General features: G+C 53.7%; 10 protein-coding genes. 3 read left to right on the top strand and 7 right to left on the bottom strand.

Annotation, left to right across the window (positions count from 1 at the left end; genetic code table 11):
- Positions 1 to 1342: carboxypeptidase M32 (locus C7K08_RS11890; RefSeq protein WP_106500810.1), on the bottom strand; the 1342-nt coding region annotated here is incomplete at its 3' end.
- A gap of 44 nt (positions 1343 to 1386) precedes the next feature.
- Positions 1387 to 2763 (bottom strand): flavin monoamine oxidase family protein, encoded by a 1377-nt coding sequence (locus tag C7K08_RS11885; RefSeq protein ID WP_206603845.1) that lies wholly within the window; start codon positions 2761 to 2763, stop codon positions 1387 to 1389.
- A 377-nt stretch (positions 2764 to 3140) separates the two neighbouring features.
- On the opposite strand from C7K08_RS11885, the gene C7K08_RS11880 reads away from it, so the two are divergent.
- A complete protein-coding gene (locus C7K08_RS11880; protein ID WP_106500809.1) occupies positions 3141 to 4148 on the top strand; it encodes a Fic family protein in 1008 nt (335 codons plus the stop codon).
- Between the two features lie 37 nt (positions 4149 to 4185).
- Here the strand turns inward: C7K08_RS11880 and C7K08_RS11875 are convergent, their stop codons facing one another.
- The 3 genes from C7K08_RS11875 to C7K08_RS16665 all read right to left on the bottom strand — a co-directional run bounded on the left by C7K08_RS11875 (position 4186) and on the right by C7K08_RS16665 (position 5277).
- Positions 4186 to 4386 (bottom strand): hypothetical protein, encoded by a 201-nt coding sequence (locus tag C7K08_RS11875; protein WP_106500808.1) that lies wholly within the window; start codon positions 4384 to 4386, stop codon positions 4186 to 4188.
- Positions 4387 to 4772: 386 nt separating this feature from the next.
- Entirely contained in the window at positions 4773 to 5015 is a 243-nt protein-coding gene (locus tag C7K08_RS11870) for a hypothetical protein (protein ID WP_106500811.1), read from the bottom strand.
- Positions 5016 to 5145: 130 nt separating this feature from the next.
- The gene (locus C7K08_RS16665; RefSeq protein ID WP_255113225.1) at positions 5146 to 5277 is read right to left on the bottom strand and encodes a hypothetical protein; all 132 of its coding nucleotides are present in this window, start codon (positions 5275 to 5277) and stop codon (positions 5146 to 5148) included.
- Between the two features lie 91 nt (positions 5278 to 5368).
- Here C7K08_RS16665 and C7K08_RS11860 point away from each other — a divergent pair, with 91 nt between their 5' ends.
- Positions 5369 to 5743, top strand: coding sequence for a nucleotidyltransferase domain-containing protein (locus C7K08_RS11860; protein WP_161955907.1), 375 nt, complete (start codon positions 5369 to 5371; stop codon positions 5741 to 5743).
- Positions 5730 to 6104 (top strand): HEPN domain-containing protein, encoded by a 375-nt coding sequence (locus C7K08_RS11855; RefSeq protein WP_161955906.1) that lies wholly within the window; start codon positions 5730 to 5732, stop codon positions 6102 to 6104. The genes C7K08_RS11860 and C7K08_RS11855 overlap by 14 nt, the downstream gene beginning before the upstream one ends.
- Positions 6105 to 6400: 296 nt before the next feature.
- On the opposite strand, the gene C7K08_RS11845 is transcribed toward C7K08_RS11855, so the two are convergent.
- Together C7K08_RS11845 and C7K08_RS11840 are read right to left on the bottom strand one after the other, a co-directional pair.
- On the bottom strand, positions 6401 to 6742 hold the full coding sequence (locus C7K08_RS11845) for a type II toxin-antitoxin system VapC family toxin (protein ID WP_106500804.1): 342 nt from the start codon (positions 6740 to 6742) through the stop codon (positions 6401 to 6403).
- On the bottom strand, positions 6739 to 7024 hold a 286-nt coding region (locus tag C7K08_RS11840), incomplete at its 5' end, for a type II toxin-antitoxin system Phd/YefM family antitoxin (protein ID WP_341272163.1). The genes C7K08_RS11840 and C7K08_RS11845, both read right to left, overlap by 4 nt.

Raw genomic sequence — 7024 nt, 5'->3', positions numbered from 1 at the left:
CAGCAGCTATTGCACCTTCTCCGCCCAGCTCCTTCTCCATTGCTTCCGCTAATTGGGCACTGATCAGATGCCCTAATGCGTAGCTAGGAAAATAACCAAATAGGCCTTCAGCCCAATGAATATCTTGCAAGCAACCTTCGGAATCATTTGCTGGCTTAATGCCTAACAGCTCATTTAGGCGTTGATTCCAGTGCTGCGGTAAGTCTTCCACCGGCAGCTCCTGCTCAATCAAGGCAAGTTCCAGCTCAAAGCGCAACACGATGTGTAAGCAATAGCTGAGTTCATCTGCTTCAACTCGAATCAGGCCAGGCTGGAGTGGATTAAGGCTGCGCCAAAAACCTGTGCTGCCATTCCAGGGATCGCTGCCAAGTTCAGCACAAAAATGAGGGTGCCAGCGCCCAGCAAATTCCTTACTGCGCGCCACACGGCATTCCCAAAATAACGACTGCGATTCATGCACTCCCATCGAGGTGGCATCACCAAGGGGCCAGGGGAAATAGTGATCACCAGAGCGCGCTAGGCCCTGCTCATATAGCGAGTGGCCCCATTCGTGGGCTGTGGCTAGAAAAGCCGAGAGCGGTTGCCCTGGAACCACTCTGGTGGTAATTCGGAAATCCTGGGGCCCCAATGTGCAGGAAAAGGGGTGGGCAGAGCGGGAGTGTTGGCAACAGCTTTCGTTGTAACCCCAGCTTTGCAAAAGTTTGGCGCAAAGCTTGTTTTGTGAATTCTCAGACAGCTGGGCAGAGGGGGGGCTTGGCGGCTTTGCTGCTGCCTTCTCCAGCAGAACTGGCAGCTCGCGTTTTAAGGGTGTGAAAAGTTGATTCAGCCTTGCTTTGCTCACATCTGGTTCAAAGGGTTGGGCCAGGATTTCCCAGGGGCTGCGGGCTATTGATTCAGCACTAGCTAACTGGCTTGCTTGCTGTTGGCGCAACTCAATAAGTTCCTTTAGTGCCGGTGCAAAGGCTGAAAAATCGTTGCGGGCGCGGGCCGCTTGCCAAATCGCATTGCCCCGCGATTGAGCTTGCGTGATCGCACTAACCAGTTGCGGATCTAGGCAGCGCTGGCGTTTTAATTCAAGTTGTAGCAGTTGCAAATTGCGCCGTTGTTCCTGGGTTGCCTCGGCGCCGAGTTCGGCTTCAGCTGCATCCAGCAGTTCTGCATATTCACTGCTGGTTTGGCGTGTGTGCAGTTGCCCCGCAAGCAAAGCCAGTTGTTCACCGCGCCAGGGGGCACCAGCCGCTGGCATGGAGGTGTTTTGGTCGTAGTAGATGGTGCTACTGATCGATCCAAGCAGGCGGGTTTGGTGAAGATGTTGCTGTAGCCGTTGTAGATGTGTTGCCATTGCTCAGTAATTTCAATTGAGCAAATTATGAATCCGCTCTAACATCAGGAATTTGCATGAAGTTCGGCGGCAGCTCTTAGGCCAGAGAGGTAGGCGCCATGGACAGTACCAAACATTGGATGGCTGGCTTCACCAGCAAAGAACAAGCGTTTGGCTAGGGGTTTTGCTAGCTCCTCACGATCCGTTGGCGTACTGCCAAGCGCGTTGAAGGAATAGGCGCCGCCGCTGAAGGGATCTGAGTGCCAGCGAGTTATCTGGGCTCCGATCGGCTCGGGAATATTTTTACCAAAAAGGCCCCTAAGGCTTTCCATAGCACTTGCAATTAAGTGTGCGTTGTTCATGGTTTCCATGGCTACTGCCGCTGCACCAGCCTGGAATCCCACTAAAACTGGCTGGCCTGAACCTGAGGGGATTTGTCCAAGCCAGTCGACGGTTGTTGGCCAAAAGGGACGGCTAAAGCGCAGGCAGCATTTATTTAAGGTACCCATCCCAAGGCGGCTGATTGCTGTTTGTTTATTGGCCGGTAGGGGCGGATTGAATTGAATTGTGCCGGCTTTAAGAACTCCCAGTGGCACCGTAAGAACTAACTTTTTGGCTTCAAAACTTCGCTCTTCTTTCCCTGCCCCTGCCCGGCAAACAACCCTCACTCCATCCCCTGGTCCTGGGCTGTCCCAGTTCAGCTGCTGAACTTGTTGGCCAGTGAAAATTTTTAAGCCCTTTGCCATGCCATTCACAATCGCAGCAAAGCCAGGCACCAGTAGGGCTTCAGCACCGCCGTAGGCCTCGTCTATGTCTAGCCATTGGGCCGACAGTGAAGAGGCGCTTGCGCCGTACTCTTGTTCATATCTACTGTTGATGAGGTATTGGAGTCGCTGACGCTCTTCAATACTTATTTTCTCCCAGTTGAACTCACGAATCACCATTTCCTGCAGGGAAATATCAGAACCTTTCTGCTTTTGGGCCTGGGCAATGGCTGCCGAAAGGCGATTTTCGAGGCTTTCTAATTGCTGCTCCTGGCTTGTGCTGAGGGTGGTGCCATCAGGGCCATAGATTTCGGCACTATCAAGGCTGGTTTGCACCAAACGGGCGCCGTTGCTTATGGCAAGGGCTGTGATTGGGTTGCCGTTAGTTCCATGGATCCAGCCGGCTCCAAGATCAATAGGCAGGTCTGGCCAGGCTCGGCTGGTCCAGGTGCGTCCGCCGAGGCGATCGCGCCCCTCCAGCACAGTTACCTGATGGCCCTGTTTCTGTAAAAAACGGGCAGCCGCAAGGCCCGCTAAGCCAGCACCAACCACGATCACCCGCAGCGCTCGGTTGCTGGAGCTGGCAGGTGTGGATGGCTTTAGCAAAGCAGCGCCTAACCCAGCCAGGCCTAGACCCAGGAGCTGGCGACGTTTAAACACGAAGTTAATGTTGCCCATGGAAGTTTGGAATCTTTGGTGATTTCAACGACCCACGCGTTGATATTGATTTGAAAAATTATGTACCTGTCTAAATACCTCGTTCCAATACATTTTTTACAGGTTTCTGCATACTCAGGCGATATTAAATGAATCGCAGGCCCGTTAATTAGACCCCCTTGCTGCTGTTGAGGAAGTGATGGCAAACGTAGCTAACTATGTTTGCCTTTTGGTGTAAGCGATTTTTGCCGGCAAAATGCGCGTAAATTCAGCTTGTTGGCCCGGTATCTACCGCTTCTCGCTTGATCCAGCTCGGATTTATGGGCAATCTGGAGGTGCAGTGATCTACAACGTGATAAGAAAACAATCACGGGGCAGGTCGCCCGGAGCGATCCTCGATGACCGGTCAGCCTGAACATTTGGGGGATGACGCCCCCTATTCCCCACCGCTAACGCTCAATCCAGCGTTGCTCAGCCAGGTGGCCGCCATCGCAGAAGTTCTCGGCCGCTGGAGTGCCCGTCAGGACGTTTTGCCATCCCCCCTCCTGCGCCGGGAGAATCGCATCCACACGATCCAGGCCTCCTTGGCCATTGAGCAGAACAGCCTAAGCCTGGAGCAGGTAACTGCATTGTTCGATGGTGAGCGGGTGATCGGTCCCGCCCGCGACATTCAGGAGGTTCGCAATGCCATCAACGCCTACGACGCTATGCCCAGCTGGGATCCCGCCAATCCACAGCATCTACTGGAAGCCCACGGGCTGTTGATGGCTGGCTTAATCGACGGCCCTGGCTGCTTTCGTAGCGGCGGGGTGGGTATCTACCGCGGCGATCAGCTCGTGCATATGGCGCCGCCCGCTGCCCGTGTACCGGTCTTGGTGGCTGATCTGCTGGCCTGGCTAGCCGCCAGCACATGGCATCCCCTGCTCGTGAGCTGCGTGGCCCACTACGAGCTGGAATTCATTCACCCCTTTGCTGATGGCAATGGCCGCCTCGGGCGCCTCTGGCAAACCCTGATTCTCAGCCGCTGGAATCCGCTGCTCGCCTGGCTGCCGATCGAGGAGGTGATCCGCTCCCGCCAGCAGGGCTACTACGAATCACTCGGGCAGGCCGATCAGCAGGGTGATCTGCAGCCCTTCGTGGCATACCAGCTGGAGGCCATCCACGATTCACTGCGTTCGGAGATCAGTTCGGAGATAGGTTCGGAGATCGGTGTTAAGGCGGGAGCCGCGATCGATGCGCTGATCCTGCGGGATCTCGCCATCGAGCCCACCCTTTCAGCCCGTAGCCTGGCTAAACGCCAGCAGCTCAGTCAGCGGGCGGTGGAGAAGCATCTGGCGGCGCTCCAGCAAAAGGGACGCCTGATCCGCCATGGCTCACCCCGTGCCGGGTACTGGCAGGTTCTCTAGCCAATGCGTGGGGGGATAGTTGAAGAAAGTAAATCCATTAGGAATCAATTTCAGGTGAATCTTTCTGTATTCGTCGCTCCACCTGCAGAAATACAATCCATGCCACACCAGCGCTTATTCCACTAGTCCAATGATTGCGAAATAGTTCCACAAAGGTGATTGTGCTAGCACCAATCCTCAGCCCACGCAGTAAAAACCGGCCGAGCTTTTCTGTATTGAGTTGCGAGGTATTGAACATAAGCCACTTTTTTGATGGTAATTAATAGAATTCTGCATCAAATAACGCAATAAATCCAATAATTTTGATATTCTTATTTTTTTATTGCAATTCCAGGTCACCGGCCCCCTAGGCCACACCGTTTTTTCTACTGGCGCCTAAAATCGGCTTGGATATATTGCTCAACCGTTGCTATCTATAATATGTTATGCGATTGGCTCGATTGCCAAGATTTTAATTCTAAATTAATTGATACTTTCTTGCGAGGAGATGCAAAACTAAAAAATGATTTCTGCGTATGTTAGAAAATAAAAAAGCATTCGAAGTTGTGGCTGGTATGAAATCACTCAATTTCCCTGGTTAAACCAAATTGCACTTTAGAAATACTTCAGCGGTAAATACCCCTATCAGGCTGCCGATGGCCGGCGTTGCTTTGTGGCATACAGCGCCGACCCACCAGCAACAATCACCAGCCCACTGCCGATTGCAAGGAATACCAAAGTTTGCAATAACAAGAAAGCGATGCCAATTGCAGATCCAGCTGCTATCTGCAACCTGGCTTTGATCAGCAGGGTGAGTAGCACTACAACGGAGGATTTAAGGGCCAGCACCTTGGCAGCAGTTAGTGCGCAGAAAGGATTTAGAAGCATGGGGTGATTGATTGGGTATCCATACTGGCTAATTGTTGGGCTCACTGCGCTGCCAATTAGTGGCAATGGCAATCAACAAGCTTGATACGGATTCAGCAGCCGCACTCCGCAGCTGGCGAAGTTATCGCCATCAAGGTGGAGCAACCGATCGTTGAAAATCGGCGTCCACCCCAACATCCGGCATATCAGCCAGTAATTCCGCCAGGTTGCTCCGCGGTGGGCTCAGTAGAACAGAGGCAAGAATTACCAACAGATCAGCCATAGCACCCTCCATTTATTGATAGCAATGCTGTCGGTATTATTTGATGTGGCCGACTCTGCCGGTACCTTTCCTGACAGTTATCGCAGACGGAATGAACTCGGCCAAGCAGAATGAACTTATGGCCATAACAGCAGCAGCACCAATCAACCAGCGGCTTGCCTTGATGGCAGCTCAGATCAAACAGCTTGTTCCGTCAGCAGAGGTGCGCTTATTTGGCTCGCGCGCCCGCGGGCAAGCCCACCAGGATTCGGATATTGATTTACTGATTACTGCGCCGGATTTATGGCTGGCCCAGCAAGACCGTTTTGCTTTGCTGGGTGAGCTGTGGGGTGCCGTAGCCCAGCCGGATCTATCGGTCGATTTGGTGCTCCACTCAACGAGTGAAGCAAACCGTCGTGCGCAAGATTTCGGTTCGGTTGTGCATGAGGCCTATAGCTACGGCGTGTTGCTCGATGGCAAATCCTGAAGCAACACGCCTGCTGAGAATTGCGCGACGCGACCTAAAGATGGCGCGCAGGCTCCTTGATCCCGATGTGGAGGAACCGAGTTGGGGGTGGGCAGCCCAGCAATGCCTTGAGAAAACCCTAAAAGCCTGGCTGCACAGCAGGGGGGTACAACCGCCAGCAACCCACGACATCGCTCGATTGCTCCTGTTGTTGCAAAAAGCCGGCGTAGACATAACTGAGCTGAAACCGCTAAGGGCTTTCAGCACTTTCGCTGTGCAGTGCCGCTATGACGACGACCCCGGCGAACTGGGTTTGGATCGTGCTGCATGGTGCAATCGAGCAGAAGCACTAATTGAGCAAGTGGAAATCCAGATCGTTTAGTAATGGCGAACATCTGTTACTAGGTGCTAGGACTGCTTAAGGTTCGGTAGCTGTCAGGAGAGATGACGTCTCTGCCACTGATTAGGCAGCCATTGCCAACGTATCCGTTTGAGCGATGAAATCATCAGCTGGCAGGTTTATCCAAATCAAATAAAGTTGTTTCTAGTAACACAATTAAGAGTTAGTTTTTCAAATAGCTATTGCAACCGCGTTATTGCGCTTTTGCAGCGTAACGAATTTAAATTTCATGCCAAACTTTTCAAAATCCACCCCTTCTGTAATCCCAGGCCCACCGCTTACCCCAGCACGATCACCGTGGCGCCATAGCTCCGCAGCTGGTTGTCCACGGTCAGCAGCAGCATCGGTTCAACCAAGCTCTGGCACACCAGCAAGCGATCAAAGGGATCCCTGTGGACGCCATCCGTCTCCAGATCCCCCACCGCCAGCAAATGGGCGTTGCTGATCGGCAGCCAACGGAAGCCCTGCAGTGGCACTTGACGCTCTAATTCAGGCAAATCCACCTGCAGGCGGCCGATCGACACCTTGATCGCCATCTCCCACAGCGAGGCCTGGCTAACGAACACCTCCGCCTCCGGCACTTGCACCCGTTCGACCACTGCCTGCGGCAGCCGTGTCACTGCAGCGCCTCAAATAACCCATCCAGGGGCGCATTGAATTCATCGGCCAGCGCGATCTGGCCGCGCATCGCCCCAGGTGCTGCAACCGGCCGGGCCGGAGCCTGCCAGGCCACCAGCCGCGCAATCGGCACGCCCGAGCGGGCGATCACCACCTCTTGCCCCTGCTCCACCTCCTGCAGTAGCTGGGAGAGATGGGTCTTGGCTTGGTGCACGTTCACCAGATGCTGTTCGACCATGGGACAGCGCATTGAACTAAGTCTTAGTTTGGTCTGCAGAGTCGCC

It is taken from the genome of Synechococcus lacustris str. Tous, assembly GCF_003011125.1.
Taxonomy (GTDB): domain Bacteria; phylum Cyanobacteriota; class Cyanobacteriia; order PCC-6307; family Cyanobiaceae; genus Synechococcus_D; species Synechococcus_D lacustris.
The sequence above is the reverse complement of the archived record's forward strand: the minus strand, read 5'-3'. Positions and strand labels throughout refer to the sequence as shown.

Bases quoted from the DNA above. Each gene is read 5' to 3' on its own strand.
- C7K08_RS11885 (WP_206603845.1), bottom strand. From the start codon at position 2,763: ATGGGCAACATTAACTTCGTGTTTAAACGTCGCCAGCTCCTGGGTCTA.
- C7K08_RS11880 (WP_106500809.1), top strand. From the start codon at position 3,141: ATGACCGGTCAGCCTGAACATTTGGGGGATGACGCCCCCTATTCCCCA.
- C7K08_RS11875 (WP_106500808.1), bottom strand. From the start codon at position 4,386: ATGTTCAATACCTCGCAACTCAATACAGAAAAGCTCGGCCGGTTTTTA.
- C7K08_RS11870 (WP_106500811.1), bottom strand. From the start codon at position 5,015: ATGCTTCTAAATCCTTTCTGCGCACTAACTGCTGCCAAGGTGCTGGCC.
- C7K08_RS16665 (WP_255113225.1), bottom strand. From the start codon at position 5,277: ATGGCTGATCTGTTGGTAATTCTTGCCTCTGTTCTACTGAGCCCACCG.
- C7K08_RS11860 (WP_161955907.1), top strand. From the start codon at position 5,369: ATGAACTCGGCCAAGCAGAATGAACTTATGGCCATAACAGCAGCAGCA.
- C7K08_RS11855 (WP_161955906.1), top strand. From the start codon at position 5,730: ATGGCAAATCCTGAAGCAACACGCCTGCTGAGAATTGCGCGACGCGAC.